This window comes from Embleya sp. NPDC025285 (assembly GCF_055558835.1).
In genome coordinates this window covers 18,402-42,974 of sequence record NZ_JBVHLU010000054.1, presented here as the reverse complement: position 1 = coordinate 42,974, position 24,573 = coordinate 18,402, and the positions used below count along the sequence as shown (strand labels likewise).

Here is a 24,573-nt window from a genome sequence, read left to right as displayed (position 1 = left end):
ACCCCCAGGTGTGCCGGGTGCCGCCCGGTCAGGCGGCGGGTCGGCCGGAACCGCCCGAGTCGTCGTTCGGGGTCGGCGCGGCGTCCGGGCCGGCGGCGTCCGTCGGGTCCGCCGGCTTGTCGGCCGCCTTGGACGCCTGCTTGCGCGCCTCGTCGATCCGCTTCTTGGCGTCGGCCGCGTACATGTCCACGTACTCCTGGCCGGACAACTCCATCAGCGCGTACATGATCTCGTCGGTGATCGCGCGCAGGATGAAGCGGTCGTCCTCCATGCCCTCGTAACGGGAGAAGTCCAGCGGCTCGCCGACCCTGATGCCCACCCGCATCACCTTGGGCACGATCTTGCCGGGCGGCTGGATCTTCTCGGTGTCGATCATCGCCACCGGGATCACCGGGGCGTGCGACTCCAGCGCGAGCCGGGCGATCCCGGTCTTGCCCCGGTACAGCCGACCGTCCGGCGAACGGGTGCCCTCGGGGTAGATGCCGAACAGGTGGTCCTCGCGCAGCACCTTGAGGCCGGCGTCGAGCGCGGCCTCACTGGCGCGACCACCGCTGCGGTCCACCGGGAGTTGGCCCACGCCCTTGAAGAACGCGGCGGTGAGCCGGCCCTTGACCCCGCGGCCGGTGAAGTAGTCCGACTTCGCCAGGAAGGTGATCCGGCGCGGGACCACGACGGGCAGGAAGAACGAGTCCGAGAACGAGAGATGGTTGCTCGCCAGAATCGCCGGGCCCCGGTCCGGGATGTGCTCCTCACCCTCCACCCAGGGGCGGAAGAAGAGCCTCAACACGGGGCCGACGATGATCTTCATCAGCCGGTAGAACAACCCTGACCTCCTCCTCGGGACAGGACGAACCCTAGAGCATGCCCCCGGGCCGGGACCCGTGTACGGCCCGGTCGGGCAAACCGCCCGACCGGGCCCGGGAACCCGCCCCGGGCCGCTCGCGGTGGATCCTCGGCCGGGTTGTGCGGGCCGCCTCCCGGGCCGGCCGCCGGCCACACGGCGCCGCTGTACGCATCGCGCACCCCCGTGGGACGATTCCGAGGTGTCCAGGTGTTAGGGGGTAAGAGGCGGAACCACTCGCCTGTCGACCCCGTTATGGAACCTGTATCGCCGTCGTCCACCGGTCGCCACAACCTCGTGGTGCCCACCCGGCCGGCTGGTCCCGCCAAGCCCGTCACCCGAAGGAGCCCGTTGGTGTCGATCCTGCCCGGTGCCGAGCCCCACCACCACGACGGCGGTCCCGTGGGCGTCCTGCTCTGCCACGGCTTCACCGGCACACCGCAGTCGCTGCGACCGTGGGCGGAACACCTGGTCGCGGCCGGGCTGAGCGTGTCGCTGCCGCTGCTGCCCGGTCACGGCACCCGCTGGCAGGACATGAACCTGACCACATGGCAGGACTGGTACGCGACCGTGGACCGCGCGTTCGACCGACTGCGCGAGCGCTGCGACACGGTGTTCGTGATGGGCCTGTCGATGGGCGGCGGCCTGGCCCTGCGGCTGGCCCAGCAGCACGGCGACAAGGTGGCCGGCCTCGTGCTGGTCAACCCGTCCGTGCAGGCCGACGATCCGAAGATCAAGCTGCTGCCGGTATTGCGCCACGTCATATCATCGGCGCCCGGCATCGCGTCGGACATCCGCAAGGAGGGCTCGGTCGAGCTCGCCTACCCGCGCACGCCGGTCAAGGCGGCCTATTCGTTGTCCCGCTTCTGGCGCGTGGTCTCCGCCGATCTGCCGCAGGTCACCCAGCCGGTGCTGCTCCTGCACAGTCCGCACGACCACGTGGTCTCGCCGGCCAACTCCGAGACGGTGCTGGCCAGGATTTCCTCCACGGACGTCACCGACGTCCTGCTCAACGACAGTTATCACGTGGCGACGCTCGACCACGACGCGGAACGGATCTTCGCATCCAGCCTGGAGTTCGTACACCGGCTCGCGCCGGACGCGCGAGCCCCGGAGACGGCCGAGAGGGACTGAACGAACGGTGCGCGGACGTGGCAACGGACTCGACGCGGAGTCCTTCAAGCCCCTGACCGACCTCGATCCCGAGGCGGCGGACGTGATGCTGGTCGCCCTGCGGGACGCGGGGGTCGCGGCATACGTCTCGACGTTGGAACCCCGGGATCCGGACGAGGAGCCCGAGGAGATCGAGCGCCTGTGGGTGGACGCGACGGCGACGTCGCGGGCCCGGGCGATCCTGCGCTCGCTGACCGAGCCGTCCTCGCCCCGGACCCGTGCCAAGGAGGCGGCGACCGGACCGGCGGACATCCCGCAGGTGGATCCGCCGCGCGCGGAAGGCGCCGAGCGGGGCGAACCCGACGCGCCCGCCGACCGGCCGGGCGACGACGAGGTGTGGGCGCAGATCGTCGCGTCCTTCGACAACGACGTGGCCGACCCGGTCCCGCGCTGGCCGGTGGCCGAGGACCTGGGCGGCGAGCGGTCGGACCGGGACGAGCCGGGCGAGGGATCGTTCAAGGTCGGGCTGCCCGCGGCCGCGGGACCGCGCGACTACTCGCTGGCGCCGCCCGGGCCGCCGGTGATCGACGAGTTGCACGAGGACCCGGAGGAGCACTTCGTGCCGCCTCCTCCGCCGCCGCTGCCCAAGACCGACGCGGCCACCAAGATCGCCTGGATCGCGCTGGTGGGCGGTCCGCTGTATCTGCTCGTGTCGGTGCTGCTCGGCCGCGCGGTCGGACCGTGGACCTCGTTCGCCGCGTTCGCCGCGTTCACCGGCGGATTCGTCGCGTTGGTGGCACGGATGCGACGAGATCGGGACGAGGACGACCCGGACGATGGCGCCGTGGTCTGATTCGACCTCATGTGCCTTGTTCGCGACCGGTTCTGACGGGACATCATTCCGCATTCGAGGTCCGGGTCCGGGTACCTTCCTTGCGTGGACGCGGATAACGAGGGACGCCTGATCGGCGGGCGCTACCTGCTCGCCGACCGACTCGGGCGAGGCGGCATGGGTGCGGTCTGGCGAGCTCGGGACGAGGTCCTGGGGCGCGAGGTCGCGGTGAAGGAGATGTTGCCGCAGCCCGGCGCGGACGAGGCCGACCGGGCCCGGCTGCGCGAGCGCGCGGCGCGTGAGGCCCGGGCCGCCGCGCGGCTGAGCCATCCCTCGGTGGTGCGCGTCTACGACGTGGTCGAGGAGGACGATCGGCCCTGGATCGTCATGGAGTTGGTCCCCTCGCGCTCGCTGGCCGAGGTGATCCGCACCGACGGCCCGATGGCCGCCGACCGGGTCGCCGAGATCGGGCTGACCATGATCGACGCGCTGCGCACCGCGCACGCGGCCGGGATCCTGCACCGCGACGTCAAGCCCGGCAATGTGCTGATCACGCTCGACGACCGGGCCGTGCTCAGCGACTTCGGCATCGCGGTGGTCGAGGGCGACTCGTCGGTCACCCAGTCGGGTGTGGTGCTCGGCGCGCCGGCGTACATCCCGCCGGAGCGGGCCAAGGGCCTGAGTCCGACGGCGGCCTCGGACCTGTGGTCGCTCGGCGCGACGCTGTACGCGGCGGTCGAGGGCAAGGCGCCGTTCGAGCGCTCCACGCCGCTCGCGACGCTGACCGCGATCGTCAGCGAGGACCCGGCGCCCGCCAAGCACGCGGGCGCGCTCGACCCGGTATTGCGCGCGCTGTTGGCCCGCGATCCGCAGGAGCGGCCGGACGCGGCGGAGGCCGAGGCGATGTTGCGCGACGCGCTGCGCGAGATCCGGGAGGAGAACGCGGCCACCCGGGCACTACCGCTGCCGCCCGCACCGCTGCTGCCCCGGCCCGCGCCGGCGGCGGACCCGAAGGTGGAGTCGAAGGCGGAGTCGATACCCGCGGTGGTGCCCGCGGTGCGCGTCACCGACCCGGATTCGGACGAAATACCCCGGGGCGACGTGGAGTTCGCATCGCCACTCGTCGCCCCGCCCGCGAAACCCGCCAAGCCGGTCCGAGAGGACCGCCCGGCGCGCACGTTCCCGTGGTTGCCGCTGCCCGCCGCGATCGCCGCCCTGGTGGTCTTCGGCGTCGTGGTGGGCCTGATCCTCTTCCTGATCGTCCCGGCCGACGACAAGAAGCCCAACGCGAAGGCCGGCGCAGGCGACTCGGCCGGCCCGCAGACCACTCCCTCTCCGCCGGCCTCGCCGAGCTCCGCCGCCTCCGCCCCGGCCGCGGGCAATCTCACCCAGCCGCCGAGCACCGAGCCGGAGCAGAGCCCGAGCGGCCCGCCGGCGCAGACCACGCAACAGCAGCAGCCGCCCCCCGAGACGAACGGCCTGCCGGCGGGCTGGACTTCGTACACGGGATCGACCACGCCCTACCGGATCGGCCTGCCGCCGGGCTGGAGCAAGGTCAAGACCGAGGGCTCGCAGGAGTTCTTCGCCAACGCGGAGCGCACGCTCAAGCTCAACGTGGACACCGTCGCCAGCTCGCCGACCGATCCGGTCGAGGACTGGAAGAACCTGGAACCCGACGTGCGCGGCAATTTCCCGAACTACCAGCGGCTGAGCATCGAGAAGGCCGACTACCGCGACTACCGCGCCGCCGCCTGGCACTTCACCTACGGCAGCACCGTCAAGCACCACGTGCTCAACCTCGGCTTCACGGTCCCGTCCGGGCGCGGCTATTCGCTGTACATGGACACTCCGGACGCGGTCTGGAACGACCCGGCCACCCAGGAGTTGCTGGCCGGCTTCAAGGCGAGCTTCCAGCCCTGACCCGTCCGAACGCCCGGCCCGCCTCCCGGTTCACCCGCGCCGCCCGATCCGCTGTCAGGCGGTGGGCACCCGCAGGTCGGCCAGCACCGGGCGGTGGTCGGAAGCCGCGGTGTAGTCGGCGTCCGTGACGTCGTCGGGGACGCCGCACCCGAGCACCTCGATGCCCTTGGACACGAACACACCGTCCACCCGGCGACCGGGATCGCGGCGCGGCGAGGTGAACTCCGAGCCGTTCGGCGCGGTCGCGTAGCCGTCCTGCAACTCCTCGGCCAGCCGGTCCCACGCCGGCCGGCCGGCCGACTCGTTGAAGTCCCCGGCCAGCACCCGGTGTTCGACGCCGAGGCCGGCCAGCCGGCGAAGCACCAGTTCGGCCTGTTCGAGCCGCTCGGCGGCGTCCAGGCTCAGATGTGTACTGGCCACCGCGAACTCGGCGCCGCCGACCTCGACCACGGCGGTGGCCATGCCACGCTGACGCAGCCCGGGCGTCCGCGGCAACAGCACGTCGTTCGCCCGGCGTACGCTCACCCGCAGGCCGCCGAGCAGCAGCAGACCGGACGCGGTGCCGCCGCCGGTGATCACCACCAGGCCGCACTCGCGCGCGAATCGGGCCACCGCGTGCCGCCGGCGCAGGAACCGGGGCGCCTCCTGGACGCAGAGCAGGTCGGGCGCGCAGTGTCGGACGATCCGCACGAGGGCCTCGCGATCGTCGCGCAACGAGCGCACGTTGTACGACATGACCCGGATCTCACCGGTACCGACAGTCACTGGAGCCCCCTTGCCCGGATCGGACCGCCCGGCCCGAACCACGATCGACCAGCCATGCGCCCGCCCGCTCGTCGGGCGGCGATTGTCCGCGCGTCGGCGCGGCACCGGTATCGCGCGTCGTCGCGAAACCGTCAGCGACGGGCCAGGTCCGCCGCGCCGACCAGTCCCGCGTCGCTGCCCAGCGTGGCCACCACGACCTCGGCACCCAGCCGGTGCCCCCGGCGCAGCACGCTGCGATAGGTCTCCAGGGCCGGGACCAGCAGCAGGTCGCCCGCGTCGGAGACGCCGCCGCCGATCACGAACGCGGCGGGGTCCAGCACGGCGGACAGATCGGCCAGCCCCTGGCCCAACCAGGTGCCGAGTTCGCGGAAGGCGGCCAGCGCGACCGGGTCGCCGAGCAGCGCGGCCTGGGTGACGTGCGGGCCCTGGATCCCGGCGGGCGTGCCGTTCCCGAGCGCGAGCAGCTTCTCCGCCGCCTCGGGGATGCCGGCCGCGCGGTCGCGGGCGTAGCGGGTCAGCGCGCTGCCGCTGGCGTACTGCTCCCAGCAGCCGTAGTTGCCGCACGGGCAGGCGATGCCGTTCGGGACCACCCGCATGTGTCCGGGCTCACCCGCTATCCCGCCACCGCCCCGGTACAACTCGCCGCCGAATACGATCGCGCCGCCGATGCCGGTACCGACGGTCACACACATCACGTTGGTGTGGCCCGCGGCCGCGCCGAAGCGCACCTCGCCCCACGCGGCCGCGTTGGCGTCGTTCTCCACCACGACCGGGAGGCCGATCAGCGCCTCCATCCGGTCGCGCAGCGGCTCGCCGACCCACGCGCCGACATTGGCCGAGAACAGCACGGTCGATCGGTCCGCGCCGATGAAACCTGCCGCGCCGAGCCCGACCGCCTCCACGACGTGGTTCCGGCGCAGGGTGTTGACCGCCTCGGCGATCACCCGCGCGGTGCCATCGGCGTCCTTGGGGGTCGCGACCTTGAGCCGATCGAGGATCACCCCGTCGGCATCGACCACGCCCGCGAGGATTTTGGTGCCACCGATGTCGACACCGATCGTGAGTCCCATGTCGTCCCAAGCTCGTTCGCGTGCATTGCCCGCAACGGATCGTACTGGTCCCTTCCCCGGGTCCACCCCACCCGTACGCCCGCAGGTCATCGTGGGGATACCCGGAAACGGGCGGCCGACCGGGGGACGACGGCGCCGGCGACGCGGCCCGGCGCGCAGGGCCGGTTATTCGTCGTCGAGCCGAATCCGCTCGGTCTCCGCCGGCCGCGCGGCCCACCGGCGCTCCCGGTCGCCCACGAAGGCCCGGTACGCGGAGGCCAGCTCGGATCCGGCCGCGGCCAGGTGCGCGGCGACCTCGGGATGCCTGCGCACCACCTGCTCGCGTACCGCGCCCGCCTGCTCCACGAGCGTCTCGGCCAACCTGCGCGCCTCCTCCGCCAACCGGGCGGCGGGCGCCTCGTCCCCCTTGTCGGCCCCGCTCAACGATTCGGCGAGCCTGCGAGCCTCCTCCCCGAGCCGCGCCCAGGGATCGACCCGCTCGCCGTCACGCTCCGTGTGTGCCCCTTCGTCGGTGGAGCCGGCATCCGCCTCGTCCGACAGCACCCGGTCCGTGTTGTCCGCCCACGCGTCCGCACCGTCGCCGGCCGCGCCCTTGCCCGTCACCCGCTCGTCTCGGTCCATCCGACGCATTGTCCGCGCTCGCGCACCCCGACGCGAACAGAACCCCGCGCGAACGATCCGAGACCACGAACCCGACGAGGCCGTCGCCGAACCCGCGCACCCTCGCGAGGCACGAAATCGAGCCCCGGAATCGAGCCCTCGCATCGAGCCCCGGAATCGAGCCCGGGAAACGAGCCTCGGGATGGCGACGGCTCCCCCGTACCCAGCCTGCCTAGACCGGGCTCTCCGCCGGCCGCCGGCCGGCACCGACCGTCGCGGCCGGATCCGGCGCCCGGGCCACGACCGCGTCCTCGACGGTCCGACCGGCCCGCCACAACCGCCGTCCCGACACCACCGTCGCCGCCATCAGCAGTGCGTTGCGCAGTCCCAGGGCCAGCACCGCGTGCGGCTGGGAACCGAGCAACTCGCCGAACCAGATCGGGAATTCGAGCATGGTCAACGGCATCGCACAGAGCAGCAGTACGGCCGTCGGACGCTGCGTGGTGTCCCGCCGCACCAGGCACACCGCCGCCAGGCCGATCAGCCACACCAGGTACTGCGGGCTGATCACCCGGCTGGTCACCACGAAGATCAGCAGCGCGCACAGCGCCGCGTCGCACGCCGTCGTGTCGGTGAACCGGCGGGCCTGGACCCGCCACAGCAGCAGCCAGCCGAAGCCGAGCACGGTGGCGACCAGGCTGAGTCGGCCCACCGCCGAGACGTACGGGCCGTGGAACTCCAGCGAGCCGTAGCTCTCCTGGACCCGGCCGCTCCAGCCCAGCCGGGCCGCGATGTGGAAGGGCATGGCGAACACCGACTCGACTTCGATGCCGCGTTCGCGCTGGTAGCCCAGGAACGCGAAGGCGCCGGGCAGCGCGGCGGCGAAACCGAGCACCACGGCCGCGCCGCCGAGCAGGGTCCAGCCGTACACCCGGGCCATCGGGCCCCGCCCGCGCAGTCCGACGAAGATCAGCACCGGCCATACCTTGATCGCGGCCGCGACGCCCGCGAGCAGGCCCGCGAGCCGGTTGCGGTCCGTGCGCCGCCCGCCGATCAGCAGCAGCGCGGCCACCGTCGGCGCGGTCACCGCGAGGTCGTAGCGAGCCAGGACTATCGGCCCCAGCAGCGGCACCGCCAGCACCCACAGGGCCGCGCCGTACGGCGAGCCGCCGCGCGGGATCGTCCGAGCCAGCAGCCACAACACCACCGCGTCGGCGGCGAGCATCAGCAGGTAGACCGACGTCGCGTAGTCGAACGGCAACACTCCGGGCAGCAGCAGCACCCCCGCCGCGCCCGGCGGGTACTGCCAGCGCACGTCGTCCACCGGGAAGGTCCCCGAGCGCAGCACGTGGAACCACTCGCGGTAGATGGCCCGCGCGTCGCCGGTCACGAACGGCCACGGGTTGGGCAGCACGTCCATCGCGGTCAGCAGCAACAGGACTCGGGTCGCCGCCCAGACGAGCGCGATGGTCCACAGGACACCCGACGGGCTCCGAAACACGTTCCGGACACGGTGTGACTGTGGAGGGCTCACCGTCGGATCGTATCGAGGCGCCCGGGTCGATCCGGGCGGATCGGCGACGCGGCCGGATCCGCGCGTCGCGGTCGGGGCGCCCCGGCCATGCCGTCCCGGACCCTCGAGCGTGCCGTCTCGGAGCCCCGAGCGTGTCGTCCCAAGCCTCGATCGGGCGATCCGCGGCGCTCGGTTCGAACGACCCGGGATCCTCGTTCGTGCGGTCCGCGGCAAGGATTCCCCGGTCTGGGATCCTCGTTCGTGATGAAGACCTTGATCGTCACCAACGACTTCCCGCCGCGCCCCGGCGGCATCCAGTCCTTCGTGCACTCCATGGCCCTGCGGCTGCCGGCGGACGGCGTCGTGGTCTACACGTCGTCGTGGAAGGACCGGGCGGAGATGGCCGCGTTCGACGCGGAGCAGCCCTTCCCGATCGTGCGCGACCGCACTCCGATGCTGGTGCCCACTCCCGGTGCGGTCCGCCGAGCCCGCGAGATCGCCCGCGCCGAGGGCTGCGACACCGCGTGGTTCGGCGCGGCGGCACCGCTGGGCCTGATGGCGCCCCGGCTGCGCGCGGTCGGCGTCGAGCGCCTGGTGGCCACCACACACGGGCACGAGGCCGGCTGGGCGGTGCTCCCGGGCGCGCGGCAATTGTTGCGGCGGATCGGCGAGGGGGTGGACACGGTCACCTTCCTGGGCGAGTACACGCGCGGCAGGATCGCGCCCGCGCTCACCCCGGCTGCGGCCGCCCGGATGGTGCAACTGCCGCCCGGCGTGGACGAGAAGGTCTTTCGCCCCGACGTCGGCGGGGCCGAGGTGCGGGCCCGGCACGGGCTGAGCGATCGTCGCGTGGTGGTGTGCGTGTCCCGGCTGGTCCCGCGCAAGGGCCAGGACGTACTGATCCAGGCGCTGCCCCGGATCCGGCGCCGGGTGCCGGACGCGGCACTGCTGATCGTGGGCGCCGGGCCGTACCGGGACCGGCTGGAGGCGATGGTCGACGAGGTCGGCGTACGCGACTCGGTGGTGTTCACCGGCGCGGTGCCGTGGGCCGAGTTGCCCGCGCACCACGAGGCCGGCGACGTGTTCGCGATGCCGTGCCGGACCCGGCGCAAGGGGCTGGACGTCGAGGGCCTGGGCATCGTCTACCTGGAGGCGTCCGCGGTGGGTCGGCCGGTGGTCGCGGGCGACTCGGGCGGCGCCCCGGACGCGGTCCTGGACGGCGAGACCGGTTACGTGGTGAACGGCCGCTCGCCCGCCGCGGTCGCCGACAAGGTGGCGGGCCTGCTGGCCGACCCGGCGAAGGCGGCCCGGATGGGCGCGGCGGGACGGCGCTGGGTCGAGCGGGAATGGCGCTGGGACCTGCTGTCGGGGCGGCTGCGCGGGCTGCTGGACCCGGACCGGGCGGGCTGAGCCGGGACACGTCGAAGGCGGGTGGCCCAAGGAACCCCGGACCACCCGCCTCCGCTGTCGCGAGCGCCTGCCGACGACGTCGACAGGCTCGGGGCTCAGCCCTCGTAGATCTTCTCGATGTCCTGCTCGAAGTCCCGCAGCACGAGGTTGCGCTTGAGCTTGAGGGACGGCGTCACATGGCCGCTCTCCTCGGTGAAGTTGATGGTCAGCACGCGGAACCTGCGCACGCCCTCGGCCCGCGAGACGGCCTTGTTGCCCTCGTCGATCGCGTCCTGGACGGCGGCCAGCAGGTCCGGGTCCTCGGCGAGGTCGGCGACCGTCGCGTCGGCGGGCTTGCCGTGCTGCTCCTTCCAGGTCGGGAAGGCCTCCGGGTCGATGGTGATCAGCGCGCCGACGAACGGGCGGCGGTCGCCGACCACCATGCACTCGCTGATCAGCGGGTGCGCGCGGATGCGGTCCTCGATCACGGCCGGCGCGATGTTCTTGCCGCCCGCGGTGACCAGGATCTCCTTCTTGCGTCCGGTCACGGTCAGGAAGCCGTCGTCGTCGAGCACGCCGATGTCCCCGGTGCGGAACCAGTCGCCCTCGAACGCGTCGGCGGTGGCCGCCTCGTTCTTCCAGTAGCCGGTGAACACGTTCGGGCCCTTGGCCAGGATCTCGCCGTCCTCGGCGATCCGTACCGCCGAACCGGGCACCGGCCGGCCGACCGAGCCGATCCGGATCCCGACCGCCGGGTTGACCGTGTGCGCGGCGCACGTCTCGGTCAGGCCGTAGCCCTCCAGGACGGTGAAGCCGATGCCGCGGAAGAAGTGCCCGAGGCGGGTGCCCAGGGGTGCGCCGCCGGAGATCGCGTGGGTGGCCTGGCCGCCCAGCGCCGCGCGCAGCTTGCCGTAGACCAGCTTGTCGAACACCTTGTGCTTGAGCTTGAGGCCCAGGCTGATGCTCGCCGCGTCCATGCCCTCGCTGTAGGCGATCGCCGTCTCGGCGGCCATGTCGAAGATCTTGCCCTTGCCGTCGGCCTGCGCCTTGGCCGAGGCCGAGTTGTAGACCTTCTCGAACACGCGGGGCACCGCGAGCACGAAGGTCGGCCGGAAGGACGCGAGTTCCGTGGTCAGCTCCTTGACGTCCGGACAGTGCCCGACCCGCACGCGTGCCATCACGCAGCCGATCTCCAGGATCCGGCCGAGCACGTGCGCGAGCGGCAGGAACAGCAGGCAGCTCGACTTCTCCGGAATGAAGAGTTGTTCGAGCAGCGCGACCACGTTGCCCAGCTCGGCCTGAAAGTTGCCGTGCGTGAGGATGCAGCCCTTGGGCCGCCCGGTGGTCCCGGAGGTGTAGATGATGGTCGCGACCGAGTCGGCCCGCAGCGTCGCGCTGCGCTCCTCGACCACGGCGTCGGCCACGTCGCGCCCGCCGGCGGTGAGCGCGGCCACCGCGGCCTCGCCGTCGCCCTCGTCGATCCGCCATACGTGCTTGAGCTCGGGCAACCGCTCGCGTGCCCGCTCGACCGCGCCCTCGTGCGCCGTGTTCTCCACGATCACCGCACGCGCGCCCGAGTCGGACAGGATCCACTCGAGCTGTTCGGCCGAGGAGGTCTCGTAGATCGGGACCGAGATCGCGCCCGCGCACCAGATGGCGAAGTCGATCAGCGTCCACTCGTAGCGTGTCCGCGACATCAGGCCGATCCGGTCGCCGGGCTCGATGCCCGCCGCGATCAGGCCCTTGGCGACTTCGTACACCTCGGCCAGGAACCGGGTCGAGGTCACGTCGGTCCAGCGTCCGCCCACCTTGCGGGCGAGCGCCGCGGCATCCGGTGCCTCCGCGGCGTTGCGCTTGATGAGGTCGGTCAGGTTGCCCTCGGCGGGAACCTCGGCCAGGGCCGGGACGCTGCACTCGCGCACTGATGCTCCTCGTTGCGGTCTCGGCGCCGGGGGTTCGGCGCTGCCGTTTGCCGTTGTCTGTGTCGCCGGCGGGTCGTACTCGCCGGTGGCTCGCCGGTCCGTCCGCGGTCCGTTTCCGCGGTCCGTCGCCGGTCCGTCTCTGCGCTGGGTCTCTTCGGGTCTCGTCGGTGCGGCTCGTTGGTGGCTCTTGCCCGTTTCGTCGACGGGGGCAGACGTTACTGGCAAGTAGGTCCGGGGGACAGAGGTCCCGATGATCCTGTGCCCCGTCTCACGCCACGGACAAGCCCACGCCCGGATCGACTCGGATCCCGTGCGGGCGCCCGGGGCCCATCCGTCCCGATTCGGTCGTGCATGTCGAGAGTATCGATTCGTCGCCGAGGGCGGGTGTGACGGAGGCAACCCCACCGCGCCGTCGGTTTCGGTTCCGGCCCGTCAGTACAGTGACCGACATGCGGGTCCACGTGGTGAGCGACGTCCACGGCGCTGCCGAGGCACTCGCCCACGCGGGCGACGGCGCCGACGCCCTGGTGTGCCTGGGCGACCTGGTGCTCTTCCTCGACTACCACGATCTGGACCGGGGCATCTTCACCGACCTGTTCGGTGTGGAGAACACCCGCAGGCTGCTCGCGCTGCGCAACGCCCGCCGGTTCACCGAGGCCCGGGAGTTCTCCGGGGCACTGTGGGCGGGCGTGCCGGGTGGGGCCCGCGCGGCGATCGAGGAGGCGGTGCGCCGGCAGTACGCCGCGCTGTTCGCGGCCTTCCCGACGCCCACGTACGTGACCTACGGCAACGTCGACGTGCCCGACCTGTGGCCGGACTACGCGCGTGAGGGTGTGACCGTGCTGGACGGCCAGGTGGTCGAGATCGGCGGTCGCACCTTCGGCTTCGTCGGCGGCGGGCTGCGCACCCCGATGCACACGCCGTACGAGATCTCCGACGAGGAGTACGCGGCCAAGGTCGCCGCGGTCGGCCGGGTCGACGTGTTGTGCTGCCACATCCCGCCCGCGGTCCCGGACCTGACCTACGACGTGGTCGCGCGCCGGTTCGAACGCGGCAGCGAGGCGGTGCTGCGGGCCATCCACGAGACCGGGCCGGATCTGGTGCTGTTCGGTCACGTGCACCAGCCGCTGCGGGCGCGGATGCGAATCGGGCGTACCGAATGCGTCAACGTGGGGCATTTCCAGGCCACCGGGAAACCGTACGTCCTCACCTGGTGAGCCGGTGCCGCGTACGCGCAGGTCGGGCACGATAGCCTTCGAGCGGATCGGCTGTACCCAAGCATCCGGTGATGTTTGTCCGGGACAGCCACAACGGCTACGCGAGCTTCCGGAGGACTCCTCACGATGGCTGAACGGACCAGCTCGACCATCACGATCGACGCCACGCCGGCCGAGGTCATGGCCGTCATCGCGGGGTTCGAGGGCTATCCCGAGTGGACCGGCGAGGTCAAGGAGACCGAGGTCCTCGAGATCGACGAGGCGAGCGGGCGCGCGGTGCGCGTGCGCTTCAAGCTCGACGCGGGCGTGATCAGCGACGAACACGTGCTCGGTTACACGTGGGACGAAGACCGCGAAGTGCGCTGGACCCTGGTGACCAGCCAGATGCTCAAGGCGCTCGACGGTCGCTACGCGCTGCGCCCGATCAGCGGCGGCACCGACGTCACCTACGAACTGACCGTGGACGTCAAGATCCCGATGCTGGGCATGCTCAAGCGCAAGGCGGAGAAGGTCATCATCGATCGCGCCCTGACCGGGCTCAAGAAGCGCGTCGAGAGCTGACCCGGCGGTGACGCGGGTCCTGTTGGTCACCGGCCTGCCGGGAGCCGGACGCACGACCGTCGCGGCGGCGACGGCGGTCGCCTCGGCACGGGCCGGGCGACGCACGCTGCTGCTCGCCGCCGACGGCACCCGGGACATGGACGCGGTCCTGGACGTGCCGGTGGGTACCGACGCGTCCGACGTGCTGCCGGACCTGACCGTGCAGCGAGTCGGCGCGCGGGCCGAGTTCGAGCGCGAGTTCCTGCTGGTCCAGGGCCAGTTGGGCGCGGCGCTCGCGGTGGTCGGGGTGGATCCGCTGGATCCCGAGGAGATCACCGTGCTGCCCGGGGCCGGCGATGTGCTGGCGTTGCGGGTGCTCGCGCGGGCGGTGAGCGCGCGGCGCCACGAGCTGATCGTGGTCGACCTACCGGCCGTCGAGCGCGCGGTGCCGGCGCTGGCGCTGCCGGAGGGGCTGGCGCGCTACCTGGACCGCCTGCTTCCGGTGGAGCGGCAGGCGGCCCGGGCGTTGCGGCCGGTGCTGGCGGCGGTCGCCGGTGTGCCGATGCCCGAGGACTGGGTCTACGACACGGCCCGGCGGGTCACCGCCGAATTGGCGGTGCTGCGCTCGCTGGTGGCCGCGCCGACGACCACGGTGCGTGTGGTGCTGCGACCCGGGACGGTCGCGCTGGCGGCGGCGCGGCGGGCCGCCTCGGCGCTCGCGCTGTACGGGCACCGGATCGAGGACGTGATCGTGAACGGGGTGGGCGCCGCCGACTCGCCCGATCCGGCGGTGCGTTCGCGGGCCGAGGTGGCCCGGGAGACGGTGGACGCGCTGTGCGCGCTGTTCCCGCGGGTGCCGTTGGCGCAGATCCCGACGCTGACCGCCGAGCCGCTGGGCGCCGCCGAACTCGCGGACGTGGCGGCTCACTTCGGCCCGGTGCGGCCGGGCGGCCCGGCCGAGGACGAGCACCTGATCGAGCGCGACGGCGAGCGGCTGTCGCTGCTGCTGCCGCTGCCGGGCACCGATCGCGACGACCTGGACCTGCTGCGGCGCGGCGACGAACTGGTGATCACGGTGGGCCCGAACCGTCGCCTGATCAAGCTCCCCTCGGCGCTGCGACGTTGTGTCATCGAGGGCGCGGGGCTGCGGGACGGCATGCTGCGCGTGCGCTTCGTCCCGGACCCGGCGGTGTGGATGCGCTCGTCGACGTAACGGCGACGAGGACGCCGACGCCGGTGATCGACGCGGATCCCGGGCCGGCCGCGTCCGACCTACCCCTTGCCGTGCAGCCGCTCCCAGTCGCGCGCGAGCGCGATGCGCTCGGGAGCGGACGGGTGTGAGGCGAACAGGAACTGCAGGATCGGGTTCGGGGTGACGTTGGAGCGGTTGGCCACCGCCAGGCTGTGTTGCATCCGGATGAAGGCCGCCGGGTCGCGGGTCAGGTCGAGCGCGTGCACGTCGGCGCGCGCCTCCAGGCGGCGGCTGATCAACATCTCGCCGGGGCCGGCCAGTGTGCCGATCACGGCGACCGCCGCGAGCAGCAGGGCCAGCGAGCGCGGATCGCCCGCTTCGTCCGCGCCCGCCCGGCGCAGCAGCGGCGCGCACGTCATCAGCAGGCCCAGCGCGCAGACGCCCGCCGCGAGCGCCGCCGCGCCGATCAGCGTGCCGTGCAGCACGTCGTTGCGCTTGGCGTGCCCCAGCTCGTGCGCGGCGATCAGCTCCACCTCGCGCGGATCCGCGTCCCGCACGGTCGTGTCGTAGACCACGATCCGCCGGGTCGAGCCGAATCCGGACACGTACGCGTTGAGCGCGGTGGTCCGCCGCGACGCGTCCGCGACCAGGACGTCGCGTACCGGCACCCCGTCCCGCTCCGCCAGTTGCATCAGCGACGTGCGCAACTCCCCGTCCGGCATCGAGTGGAACTTGTTGAACGCCGGTTCCACCACCAGCGGGTACAGGAACGAGATCGCCACCACCAGCAGCGCGCCGGCGCCCGCCGCGAGCAGCCAGCCGGCCCGGGGCAGCGCGCGGATCAGCGCGTACAGCCCGAGCACGACCACCAGCAACAGGCCGGTGGACATCGCGAAGCCCTTGGCCAGGTCCAGCCACCAGCTCCCCCACGACTGCACGGACAGGCCGTACCGTCGCCGGACCACCTCCAGGCGCGCCGCGAACGGCAGCGTCGCCAGCCGGCCGATCAGGGCCAGCGCCAGGCCGCCGAGCAGGATCCGCCACACCCATCCGCCGCCGAGCGGGCGGGCGACCGCCTCGATGATCCGCGCGCCGGCGGGGGTGAGCCCGAGCACGAGGGAGACCACCAGCGACAACGCCATGGACAGGTAGGCGGGCGGGCGCGCGGCCCGGGCCAGCGAACGACCCCGGGCGATCTCGGCGGCGGTGAAGTCCCGGGCCGCGTCCGGGTGGGTGAAGCCGCCGGGCGGCTCGGCCAGCGGGCGCCACGGCGTGGTCACCACGACCGCCACCAGCAGCAGCACGCCCGTGCACACCAGGCAGATCAGCAACAACCGCTGGACCGACATGCCCGCCACGCCCCCGTCATCCGGCCTGCGTCCGCAGGTAGTCGAGCCAGGTCCTGGTGAAGGAGTCGGGGTTGGTGCCCAGGACGGACACCATCGCCGACGCGAGCGCCGAGACCGAGTCGGGCGCGTCGACCCCGGGCGGCCGTTCGGCGCCGACCGTACGGTACAGGTCGACCAGCTTGGCCTGGCCCCACCGCTCCGCGATCAGTTTGCACGCCAGCCAGCCCATCTCGTACGCCTGGGGCAGGTCCTCCTGCGTGGTCTCGAAGCTCGCGTCGGCCGGCAGCCGCTCGGGCACCTTGCCCGCCTTGACGTCGCGGCGCAGTTCGGGAGCCGCCGTGCGCATCGTCTGCGCCGAGTCGAGGTAGCCGACGTAGTCCGCGAAGCCCTCGGAGAGCCAGGTCGGCGTCCAGGCCCGGGTGAACGCGCGGCTCGCCACGTGGGTGATCTCGTGCGTCATCACCACCCGGCGCTCCAGGTCGCCCAACTCGCGGAACGCGTCCGGATTGACGATCACCCGGTCGGCGGCCGCCGCGTCCGCCGCCGCGCCGCGCTCACCGGTGGTCACCGCCGCGATCCTGGCGTACTTGCCCGGTTCGGCGCCCAGCAGCCGGGCCATCTGCACCTGGGTGCCGGGCACCACGACGACCGTGCGCCCGGGCCAGGACTCCCCCCAGACCGCGCTGACCCGGGGTACCGCCTGGTCCGCGATGTCGGCGAACTCGCGCATCACGTCGCGCGTACCGATCCCGAGCACGGTGCTGTGCGTGCCCTGCACGACGGTGACCGGGCCCAGGTCCCACACCTGGGCGGGAGCACGCATCCCGGCCCCGGCGCCGTCGGTGTCGGCCGCGAGGTACCACGTGCCCGCGCGCAGCACGAAGGTCAGGTATTGCGGCACCCGCACGGGAGTCACGTCGTGTCCGGTGATCCGGTAGAGGAGGTCGACGTGCGCGGTGAGCACCGGGGCGCCCAGCGCGCTCTCGCGCCCGGCGGAGAGCTCGAACGCGTCGGGGGTGACGACCTCGTACTCCCAGCCGGCGAACGGCACCTCGGCGATGTTGTCGAAGACGCCGATCTGGGACTGCCGGAACTCGGCGCTCTGCGGGTCCAGGGTGCTCGTGAACGCCTCGCGATCGCGGGACAGGACCGCGCCCGAACGCCGCTCCAGCAGCGCCCCGATCGCTATCCGGCGCGCGTTCGCGTGCTGTTCGTCGCCGTCCGCGGTGGTCCGGCCGGGGGTTTTCGAGGCCCCGGAGTGGACGCCCGGAGGCGCATCGGTCACCGTGTCCGCGATGAACCGGGTGACCCCGAGGACGGCCCCGAGCTGGGCGAGCGCACACACCACGATCAGGACCGGCAGCAGGCTGCGGATCCGGCGCGCGGCCCGATTCGGGTCATCCACCGGTCGATCGTAACGTGGGCGCGACCGGCGCCCGGTCCGCGCCGGGACCGGGCCTGCGACGAACGTGGTCCCCCGACGGGCCGGGGGCGGTCAGGCGGGGCGAACGACCTTGGCGATCGGCATCGACCTCAGCGGCGCGTAGCGCACGTTCGTCCCGGGCTTGGGGGCGTGGATGATCCGCCCGGCGCCGACGTAGACGCCCACGTGGGTGTATCCGCCGAAGTAGACGACCAGGTCGCCGGGCCGGATCTCGGCGATCGGGACCGCGCGGCCCGCGCCGGCCTGCGCCTGCGACGTGCGCGGCAGCACGACGCCGGCCTGCCGCCACGCCCAGCCGGTCAGCCCGGAGCAGTCGAACGAGTCGGGGCCGCCGGCGCCCCAGACGTACGGCTTGCCCAGCGCCCTCGTCGCGGCGGCCACCGCGATCGCCGCACGGCCGTCGAGCGGGGCCGTCCGGGCATCCCGCGCCGACCCCGTCCGGGCCTCGTCGCGCGAGGCGCGGTTCGGATCGGTGCCATCGGCGAACGCGCCCGCGGACCCCTCGGCCGGCCCGTCGGCAGCCAGGAACCGGGCCCGATCCGACGCGTCGAGCGTGTTCAGCAGTTCCCGGGCCCGGGTCAATTTGCTCTCGACGTCGGCCCGCTTGGCCGCGAGATCCCTGCGACCAGCCTCCAGCGCGGCGAGCGTGTCGGCGGCCTCGCGACGCTCCTGGTCCAGCGTGCGCCGGGTGGACCGGGCACGGACGACCGCGGCTTGCTGCCGCTCGGCGAGCCGATCCAGGGCGGACGCCCGGGACAGGTACTCGTCCGGGTTCTCGGACATCAGCAGCGCGAGCGTGGGATCCACGCCGCCGCCGCGGTACCGCGCCGCCGCCATCGAGCCCAGGTCGCCCTGGAGGACCACCAGCTCGGCCTGCGCGTCGGCGATCCGGCCCTGCGCGCGAGCCACCTGCTCGCGCAACCGCTCCTGCCGCTCGGCGAGGCCGTTGTACTCCTCGGTGGTCGCCTCGGCCTGGTGGTACAGCTCGCCGATCCGCTGCCGCACCTGCTCCTGGGAGGGCGCCGGGTCGGCGTACGAAACGTTCGACGCGAACGCGACCGCCGTGACGGCGGTGGCGGTCAACACGGTGACCCGGGTCTTGCCGGCCCTCGGCCTGCGATGGGACGCCACGGAGGTGGGCTCCTTCTCCGAGCCCGGCTACCCGCCGTCCGGGCCGGACGGTCGAGTGCTCGGGCGCTCGACCGGCGACCTTAGTGACCCAAACATGATCACTTCAAATCAATCGGCGAATTCCGTGTCGCTCTTCGCCAATTCTCCGAAAAAGGTCACCCGACGGTCACCTTTCGCGCTCGACCGATCGACGGACGCTCGGCATCTCGCCGTTGTCGCGCAGTTGCGCGCCGGCCGCCGCGAGCATCCCCTCGGCCGCGAACAACCGCAGCGCGGTGAGGGTTTCCTCGTCCAACTCGGCGTAGTCGAGCTGATCGGCGTGCTCGCCGTACTCCCCGGAGTCGGCGTATTGCGAAATAAATGATAATTCGGACGATATACCGGAATCGATCGAACGAACGCTGATCAACGCCGGCCCGATCGAGGCCGGAATCGCGCAACCGGCGCCGGCGCGCCCTCGGCCGCGGTGCGTACGACAGGCGATGCGCATGTGGCTTCTCCCCTTTCGTCGACTTTCCTCGTCAACGGTAGGGAGCGGCACCGACACGCGGTGCGAACGGCGCCCGGGCGCCAGGGGTCAGCCGCGGGTGAGCCGGCGCAGCAGCATCGTGGAGGGCACCGGGCGGGCCCCGGCCTTGCGCACGCCCTCGGCCACCTCGCGGTCGGTGGAAACCACCACGACCGGGCGGCCCGGCGGCTCGGCCCGGACCAGCCGGCGAATCAGCTCGTCGGCCGTCTCGCCCGGCTTGCTGAACATCACCCGCACCCCGCGTGCGGGGGCCAGCAGCACCGGCGCGTCCAACTGCGCGCCGTCGAACACGCACGTCACCTCGCAGCCGGTCTGCGCGGCGAGCCCGGTCAAGCCGCCGACCAGCCGGTCGCGCTGCTTGTTCAGCGCGAGCGTGGGATAGCCGGTCTTGGTCACGTTGTAGCCGTCGATCACCAGGTGCGCCTGCGGCAGCGCGAGCAATTGGTCGAGCAGCGCCGGGTCGTCGCCCTCCAGCGCGCGCTGCGCGATGTCCTTTATCCCGGACGCGCCCGGCACCACCGCGTCCACCATGTCGGCGGGCCGGATGCCCACCGGCGGCAGCGCGAGCTCGCGGCGCAGCCCCTGGGCGGCCTCCAGCACGGTGTCCAGGAGCAGCCGGACCCGGGTGTCCTCCATGCTGCGTCCCTCGCGGGCCGCCCGACGGCTGGCCTCCAGGGCCGATTCGACCTCGGCGACGCGACCGCGCAGGCGGCGCGCCTCCTTCTCCGCGGCGGCGACCGCAGCCTGCGCCTCGACCCGCACGGCGTCCAGCTCGGAGCGGGCCCGACGGGCCTCCTTCTCCTCGTGCTTGGCGCTGCCCTGGAGGCCGCGGACCTGGCGGCGCAGGTGGTCGGCCTCCTTGCGGGCGGTCTCCAGCTCCGCGCGCAGCCGTTCGTGCTCGGTCTTGGATGCCGCGCGCAGTACGCCGACCTCGTGCTCGAGGCGGGACAACGTCTCGGCGGCCTCGGCCTCGGCGCGATCGGCGGCGGCCTCCTTGGCCGCGTCGCCGGCGGTCTCGATCAGTCGGACCCAGCCGCGCGGGCGCAGCAGGTACGCGGCGGCGGCCACGTCGAGCGGGTCGGCCGCGGCGGGCACCTTGCCGGCCTCGAGCGCCTCGGAGATCTCCGGCAGGCCCTTGCGAAAGCGCTCCGCTATGCGCTGCCGGAACACCGGGTCGTTCTCCAGCGCGGCGGCCAGCGGCGTCGCGGCGAACTTGGCCCGGCGCTGGTGGGTGAACCGGGCGAACCGGCGCAGCGGTCCGGGCACCTCGTCCGCGGTCATCGTGCCGAGCGCGTCCGCGGCCACCGAGATCACCCGCACCCGGACCGCCTCGGGCAACGGCCCGGACAACACCTCGGGCTCGACGACCTGCGGATCACCCCGCTCCGGGTCGGCCCCGACGGCACCGGGTTCGGCGCAGGCGTCGGCATCCGCGCCGGCGGCGACACGGGGTTCGGCGGTGGGGTTCGGATCGGCCTCGGCGCTCGCCGGCCCGGCCGGATGCGCGTGGGCCGCAGGGGCGGCGGGCCCGTGCGGCTCCGGATCGACCGCGTGGTCGACGGGTGCCTCCGGGGCGGCCTCGGAGTCGACGGACACCGGGTCGGTCTCCGCCTCGGCCCGGGGTTGCGCGTCGAGGTCGGGCTCGGCGGCCGGCACCGCCTCGGCGGCCTCGGCGGCGTGCGCAGGCGTGACCTCGTCCGCGCGGGTATCCGGTCCGCTCACTGCTCCTCCGGTCCTTCCCGTTCCCTTGAGGCCCCTCCCCGCGTCACCGTTGCCGGGACGCCGACGCCTTGATCATGGCGTGTTCCGGAGCGGGGACGGCCGCGCCGGGCCGCCCCGATGCCGAAACGATGCACAGTCCCATTGTCGCCGCACGGTCTCGGCACTCAGCTCGCGTCGGGTCGCGCCACCAGCTCGACGGAGTCGGTCGCGTTGCACCAGCGGCAGCGCACCGACTCGATCTCGTCGGAAACGATCTCGCGCTCCTCGACCCGGGCGACGCCCGCGAGGTCGAGGTGGGTGAACTCGACCGCCTTGGTGGTCCGCGTCACGTCGAACCGGGTCAGGTTGCCGCACAGCGAGCAACGCCACCGGGTGTCCTCGGTGGGGGCCTGGATCGACATGCGTGTTCCCTTCCTGTCTGGTCTGCGAGCGTCTGCCGGTCCGCGAGCGGCCCGCGTACACCCATGATGCCGGGCGGCGAGAGGTACCTGGGCGCGGCCGTGTCGGGCCGGAAACGTACCGTCCGGTACATGAGCAGCACCGCGCACCGGGATTGCCGGTCACGAGGTTCGGCGAATCAGGGCTTGCCGGCGGCCGACCGGCCGCGGCGTTCCCGCCCGCCGGACAGTATCGCCCCGGGCCACGAGTTGCGAACCATGCCCGGGTCCCGAGCGATTCGTGACGAGGTGGAGCGCCAGGTGTTCACGGTCGTCGATCTGGAGACGACCGGCCTGGATCCGCAGGAGGCGCGGATCACCGAGATCGCCGCCGTACGCCTGCGCGGATCGGACCGTCTGGGCGAGTTCGCGACCCTGGTCGCGCCCGGCGTACCGATCCCGGAGTTCATCACGGACCTGACCGGGATATCCGACGATCTGGTGGCCGACGCGCCACCGCTGCGGCTGGTGTTGCCGGCGTTCACCCGGTTCGCCGAGGACGCCATCCTGGTCGCCCACAACGCCCCCTTCGACGTGGGCTTTCTGCGTGCGGCGAGCCTCGCCTGCGACGCGCCGTGGCCCGATCTGCGGGTCGTGGACACGCTCGCGCTGGCCCGCGCGTTGCTGCCGCCGGGGACGGTGCCGAACATGCGTCTGGGCACGCTCGCGCGGTACTTCGAGGCGCCCACCGACCCGACCCACCGAGCGCTCGCCGACGCCCGGGCGACCGCGCACGTCCTGCGCGCCTTCATCGGCCGGATGCACGCGAGCGGCCGGCACGAGCTGTCCGACCTGCTCACCCTGGGCCGGCCGGCCGCACCCAGGGTGTGGCCGGAGCAAACCACTCCGATCGGGTGAAGCCGCGGTCTCGCCACCGACACTCCCCGGCGCACGTGCGCCGACTAAGCTCGGGCACCTTGTCGTCGAGAGCCGGAGGACTACCCGTGATCACCGCGATCGTGCAGGTCAAGACGCGTGTGGACCAGACCCCGGAAATCGCGGAGGCGATCGCCGCGATCGAGGGCGTGAGCGAGGTCTACTCGGTCACCGGAGAATTCGACCTGATCGCCATGGTGCGCGTCCGCGCCCACGACGACCTGGCCGACGTCATCCCCGGCCACCTCAACAAGGTCCCCGGCGTGGAGGCCACCACCACCCACATCGCCTTCCGCACCTACTCCCAACACGACCTCGAAGCCGCCTTCGCCATCGGCCTGGAATAACCCCCGGTCCGGGCGCCCCCAAAGCGCCCGGACCCACCCCGCCCAACACTCGAACCCACCCCCGGCAAGGCCACCCCACCCCGGGCCGATTCCAGCCCACCCGGCGCACCCGAAACCGCAGCCCCACCGCCCAACAACACCAAACCCAGCCCACCCGGCGCTCGAGGACACCCACCCCGGCGCACCCAAAACCGCAGCCCCACCGCCCAACAACACCGATCCAGCCCGTCCGGCGCTTGAGGACACCCCCGGCAGGGCCGCCATCCCCCGGGCCCGGGCGCAATCAACACCCCAGCCCCACCGCCCAACAACACCAATCCAGCCCGTCCGGCGCTTGAGGACACCCCCGGCAGGGGCCACCCCAGCCCGTCCGGCGCTTGAGGACGCCCGGCCGGCGAGGCCAAAACCCCCTACGCCGCAGGCAATTGCCGCACAGAGCGCGGGTCCGCGTCCGGAACGCACCGCCCCCCATCGACCGTGTAGCTCCACAACGCCCCACGCTCCACGATCTCCCGCACCGCCCCCGCAAAGCGGTCCAGGTGCTCGACGGGCGTGCCCAAGCCGAAGCTGACCCGGATCGCGTTGAGGTTCTGCTCACCCTCGGGCGCGTCCGGAGACCCGCACTCGCTCGGCTGGTCGGCCCGCCCGCCCAACAGGTGCCGCACCAGCGGATGAGCGCAGAACAGCCCGTCCCGCACACCGATCCCGTACTCCGCCGACAACACCGCCGCGAACCGCGAGCTGTTCCACCCCTCGACCACGAACGAGAGCACCCCCACCCGGGCCGACTCCGGCCCGAACAGCTCCAGCGTCCGCACCGCCGGAATCTGCGCCAGCTGCGCCCGAAGGCGCGCGAGCAGCGCCTCCTCGCGGGCGACCAGCGCCGCCGGCCCCGCCTCGGTGATCGCCCGACACGCGGACGCCAACGCGTAGGCGCCGATCACATTCGGCGATCCCGCCTCGTGCCGGGCCGCACCGCGCTGCCACTCCACGTGGTCCCGACTGACCGCCTTGCTCGCCCCGCCACCGGCCAGGTACGGCTCGGCCGCGTCCAGCCAGTCGCCCCGCCCGGCCAACACGCCGGAGCCGAACGGCGCGTACAGCTTGTGCGCCGACAGCGCGATCCAGTCCACGTCCAGGTCGGCCACCGACACCGGGTGGTGCGGCGCCAGTTGCGCGGCGTCCAGCACGATCCGCGCGCCGTGCCGGTGCGCGACCTCGGCCAGTTCGGCGACCGGGAAGAGCTCACCGGTCACGTTCGAGGCACCGGTCACGCACACCAGTCGGGGCCCGTCGCCGGACCCGGCGAGCGCCGCCTCCAGCGTCGCGACGGCCTGCGCCGGCGAGGACGGCGCGGCCAACTGGGTCACCCCGGCGTGCCGGCGCCACGGCAGCAGCGCGGCGTGGTGCTCGGTCTCGAAGACGAACACCCGCGTGCCGCGCGGCAGTACCGACGCGAGCAGGTTGAGCGAGTCGGTGGTCCCGCGGGTGAACAGCAGTGTGTCGTCGGCCCGCAGCCCCAGGAAGCTCGCGACCGTGGCCCGGCTCTGCTCGTACAGGTCGGTGGACAACTGGGACAGGTAGCCGGCACCGCGGTGCACGCTGCCGTAGTAGGGCAGGTATGTGGACACGTCGTCCCACACCCGCTGAAGACACGGCGCACTCGCCCCGTAGTCGAGCGCGGCGTACTCGACCTCGCCACCGGTCACCAGCGGAACGAGCACGTCCCGCCCGACCACGGGCAGCGGCGCGGCGATCGCGACGTCACAGTCGAAGGCGGCGGAGGAGGCGGAGGCGGAAGCGGTGTCGACGGTCATGGCGAAA

The 24,573-nt window shown here is 72.8% G+C and carries 22 protein-coding genes; 9 read left to right on the top strand and 13 right to left on the bottom strand.

Annotation, left to right across the window (positions count from 1 at the left end; genetic code table 11):
* Positions 1 to 28: 28 nt before the first annotated feature.
* The gene (locus ACZ4FV_RS30765; protein WP_395862354.1) at positions 29 to 823 is read right to left on the bottom strand and encodes a lysophospholipid acyltransferase family protein; all 795 of its coding nucleotides are present in this window, start codon (positions 821 to 823) and stop codon (positions 29 to 31) included.
* Positions 824 to 1,195: 372 nt separating this feature from the next.
* On the opposite strand from ACZ4FV_RS30765, the gene ACZ4FV_RS30760 reads away from it, so the two are divergent.
* The 3 genes from ACZ4FV_RS30760 to ACZ4FV_RS30750 all read left to right on the top strand — a co-directional run bounded on the left by ACZ4FV_RS30760 (position 1,196) and on the right by ACZ4FV_RS30750 (position 4,706).
* Complete coding sequence (locus ACZ4FV_RS30760) at positions 1,196 to 1,975, top strand: alpha/beta hydrolase (protein ID WP_465323799.1); 780 nt, start codon at positions 1,196 to 1,198, stop codon at positions 1,973 to 1,975.
* 7 nt (positions 1,976 to 1,982) lie between these two features.
* The gene (locus ACZ4FV_RS30755) at positions 1,983 to 2,807 is read left to right on the top strand and encodes a hypothetical protein (protein WP_395862350.1); all 825 of its coding nucleotides are present in this window, start codon (positions 1,983 to 1,985) and stop codon (positions 2,805 to 2,807) included.
* An 84-nt stretch (positions 2,808 to 2,891) separates the two neighbouring features.
* Positions 2,892 to 4,706, top strand: a complete 1,815-nt coding sequence (locus tag ACZ4FV_RS30750; protein ID WP_465323798.1) for a serine/threonine-protein kinase — start codon at positions 2,892 to 2,894, stop codon at positions 4,704 to 4,706.
* A gap of 54 nt (positions 4,707 to 4,760) precedes the next feature.
* On the opposite strand, the gene ACZ4FV_RS30745 is transcribed toward ACZ4FV_RS30750, so the two are convergent.
* The 4 genes from ACZ4FV_RS30745 to ACZ4FV_RS30730 form a co-directional block, all read right to left on the bottom strand.
* A complete protein-coding gene (locus tag ACZ4FV_RS30745) occupies positions 4,761 to 5,471 on the bottom strand; it encodes an endonuclease/exonuclease/phosphatase family protein (protein WP_465323797.1) in 711 nt (236 codons plus the stop codon).
* A gap of 131 nt (positions 5,472 to 5,602) precedes the next feature.
* Complete coding sequence (locus ACZ4FV_RS30740; RefSeq protein ID WP_395862344.1) at positions 5,603 to 6,541, bottom strand: ROK family glucokinase; 939 nt, start codon at positions 6,539 to 6,541, stop codon at positions 5,603 to 5,605.
* 165 nt (positions 6,542 to 6,706) lie between these two features.
* Positions 6,707 to 7,162, bottom strand: a complete 456-nt coding sequence (locus tag ACZ4FV_RS30735) for a DUF5304 family protein (protein ID WP_465323796.1) — start codon at positions 7,160 to 7,162, stop codon at positions 6,707 to 6,709.
* Positions 7,163 to 7,373: 211 nt separating this feature from the next.
* Positions 7,374 to 8,642, bottom strand: a complete 1,269-nt coding sequence (locus ACZ4FV_RS30730; protein WP_465323795.1) for a glycosyltransferase 87 family protein — start codon at positions 8,640 to 8,642, stop codon at positions 7,374 to 7,376.
* 273 nt (positions 8,643 to 8,915) lie between these two features.
* Here ACZ4FV_RS30730 and ACZ4FV_RS30725 point away from each other — a divergent pair, with 273 nt between their 5' ends.
* Positions 8,916 to 10,064 (top strand): glycosyltransferase family 4 protein, encoded by a 1,149-nt coding sequence (locus ACZ4FV_RS30725; RefSeq protein WP_402231793.1) that lies wholly within the window; start codon positions 8,916 to 8,918, stop codon positions 10,062 to 10,064.
* 95 nt (positions 10,065 to 10,159) lie between these two features.
* Here ACZ4FV_RS30725 and ACZ4FV_RS30720 read toward each other — a convergent pair whose 3' ends face one another.
* Positions 10,160 to 11,965: an AMP-dependent synthetase/ligase gene (locus tag ACZ4FV_RS30720; RefSeq protein WP_395862336.1), complete on the bottom strand. Its 1,806-nt coding sequence runs from the start codon at positions 11,963 to 11,965 to the stop codon at positions 10,160 to 10,162.
* Between the two features lie 449 nt (positions 11,966 to 12,414).
* Between ACZ4FV_RS30720 and ACZ4FV_RS30715 the strand changes: the two genes are divergently transcribed.
* From ACZ4FV_RS30715 to ACZ4FV_RS30705, 3 genes are all read left to right on the top strand, one after another.
* Positions 12,415 to 13,182 carry a metallophosphoesterase family protein gene (locus tag ACZ4FV_RS30715; protein ID WP_395862334.1) on the top strand — a complete coding sequence of 256 codons (768 nt, stop codon included), beginning with the start codon at positions 12,415 to 12,417 and terminating at the stop codon, positions 13,180 to 13,182.
* A 126-nt stretch (positions 13,183 to 13,308) separates the two neighbouring features.
* Positions 13,309 to 13,743, top strand: a complete 435-nt coding sequence (locus ACZ4FV_RS30710) for an SRPBCC family protein (protein WP_395862333.1) — start codon at positions 13,309 to 13,311, stop codon at positions 13,741 to 13,743.
* Between the two features lie 7 nt (positions 13,744 to 13,750).
* On the top strand, positions 13,751 to 14,935 hold the full coding sequence (locus ACZ4FV_RS30705) for an ArsA family ATPase (protein ID WP_465323794.1): 1,185 nt from the start codon (positions 13,751 to 13,753) through the stop codon (positions 14,933 to 14,935).
* A gap of 59 nt (positions 14,936 to 14,994) precedes the next feature.
* Here ACZ4FV_RS30705 and ACZ4FV_RS30700 read toward each other — a convergent pair whose 3' ends face one another.
* The 6 genes from ACZ4FV_RS30700 to ACZ4FV_RS30675 all read right to left on the bottom strand — a co-directional run bounded on the left by ACZ4FV_RS30700 (position 14,995) and on the right by ACZ4FV_RS30675 (position 21,490).
* On the bottom strand, positions 14,995 to 16,263 hold the full coding sequence (locus ACZ4FV_RS30700) for a M48 family metallopeptidase (RefSeq protein WP_395862791.1): 1,269 nt from the start codon (positions 16,261 to 16,263) through the stop codon (positions 14,995 to 14,997).
* Positions 16,264 to 16,279: 16 nt separating this feature from the next.
* Positions 16,280 to 17,668 carry a hypothetical protein gene (locus tag ACZ4FV_RS30695; RefSeq protein WP_465323793.1) on the bottom strand — a complete coding sequence of 463 codons (1,389 nt, stop codon included), beginning with the start codon at positions 17,666 to 17,668 and terminating at the stop codon, positions 16,280 to 16,282.
* 90 nt (positions 17,669 to 17,758) lie between these two features.
* Positions 17,759 to 18,838: a C40 family peptidase gene (locus ACZ4FV_RS30690; RefSeq protein WP_465323792.1), complete on the bottom strand. Its 1,080-nt coding sequence runs from the start codon at positions 18,836 to 18,838 to the stop codon at positions 17,759 to 17,761.
* 166 nt (positions 18,839 to 19,004) lie between these two features.
* Positions 19,005 to 19,328, bottom strand: a complete 324-nt coding sequence (locus tag ACZ4FV_RS30685) for a hypothetical protein (protein ID WP_465323791.1) — start codon at positions 19,326 to 19,328, stop codon at positions 19,005 to 19,007.
* 87 nt (positions 19,329 to 19,415) lie between these two features.
* The gene (locus ACZ4FV_RS30680) at positions 19,416 to 21,089 is read right to left on the bottom strand and encodes an NYN domain-containing protein (RefSeq protein WP_402231805.1); all 1,674 of its coding nucleotides are present in this window, start codon (positions 21,087 to 21,089) and stop codon (positions 19,416 to 19,418) included.
* 164 nt (positions 21,090 to 21,253) lie between these two features.
* A complete protein-coding gene (locus tag ACZ4FV_RS30675; protein WP_020552989.1) occupies positions 21,254 to 21,490 on the bottom strand; it encodes a hypothetical protein in 237 nt (78 codons plus the stop codon).
* A gap of 255 nt (positions 21,491 to 21,745) precedes the next feature.
* Here ACZ4FV_RS30675 and ACZ4FV_RS30670 point away from each other — a divergent pair, with 255 nt between their 5' ends.
* Together ACZ4FV_RS30670 and ACZ4FV_RS30665 are read left to right on the top strand one after the other, a co-directional pair.
* Positions 21,746 to 22,384, top strand: a complete 639-nt coding sequence (locus ACZ4FV_RS30670; protein WP_395862323.1) for an exonuclease domain-containing protein — start codon at positions 21,746 to 21,748, stop codon at positions 22,382 to 22,384.
* An 86-nt stretch (positions 22,385 to 22,470) separates the two neighbouring features.
* Positions 22,471 to 22,749, top strand: a complete 279-nt coding sequence (locus ACZ4FV_RS30665; protein WP_020552991.1) for an Lrp/AsnC ligand binding domain-containing protein — start codon at positions 22,471 to 22,473, stop codon at positions 22,747 to 22,749.
* 410 nt (positions 22,750 to 23,159) lie between these two features.
* On the opposite strand, the gene ACZ4FV_RS30660 is transcribed toward ACZ4FV_RS30665, so the two are convergent.
* Positions 23,160 to 24,566: an aminotransferase class V-fold PLP-dependent enzyme gene (locus ACZ4FV_RS30660; RefSeq protein WP_465323790.1), complete on the bottom strand. Its 1,407-nt coding sequence runs from the start codon at positions 24,564 to 24,566 to the stop codon at positions 23,160 to 23,162.
* Positions 24,567 to 24,573: the final 7 nt, after the last annotated feature.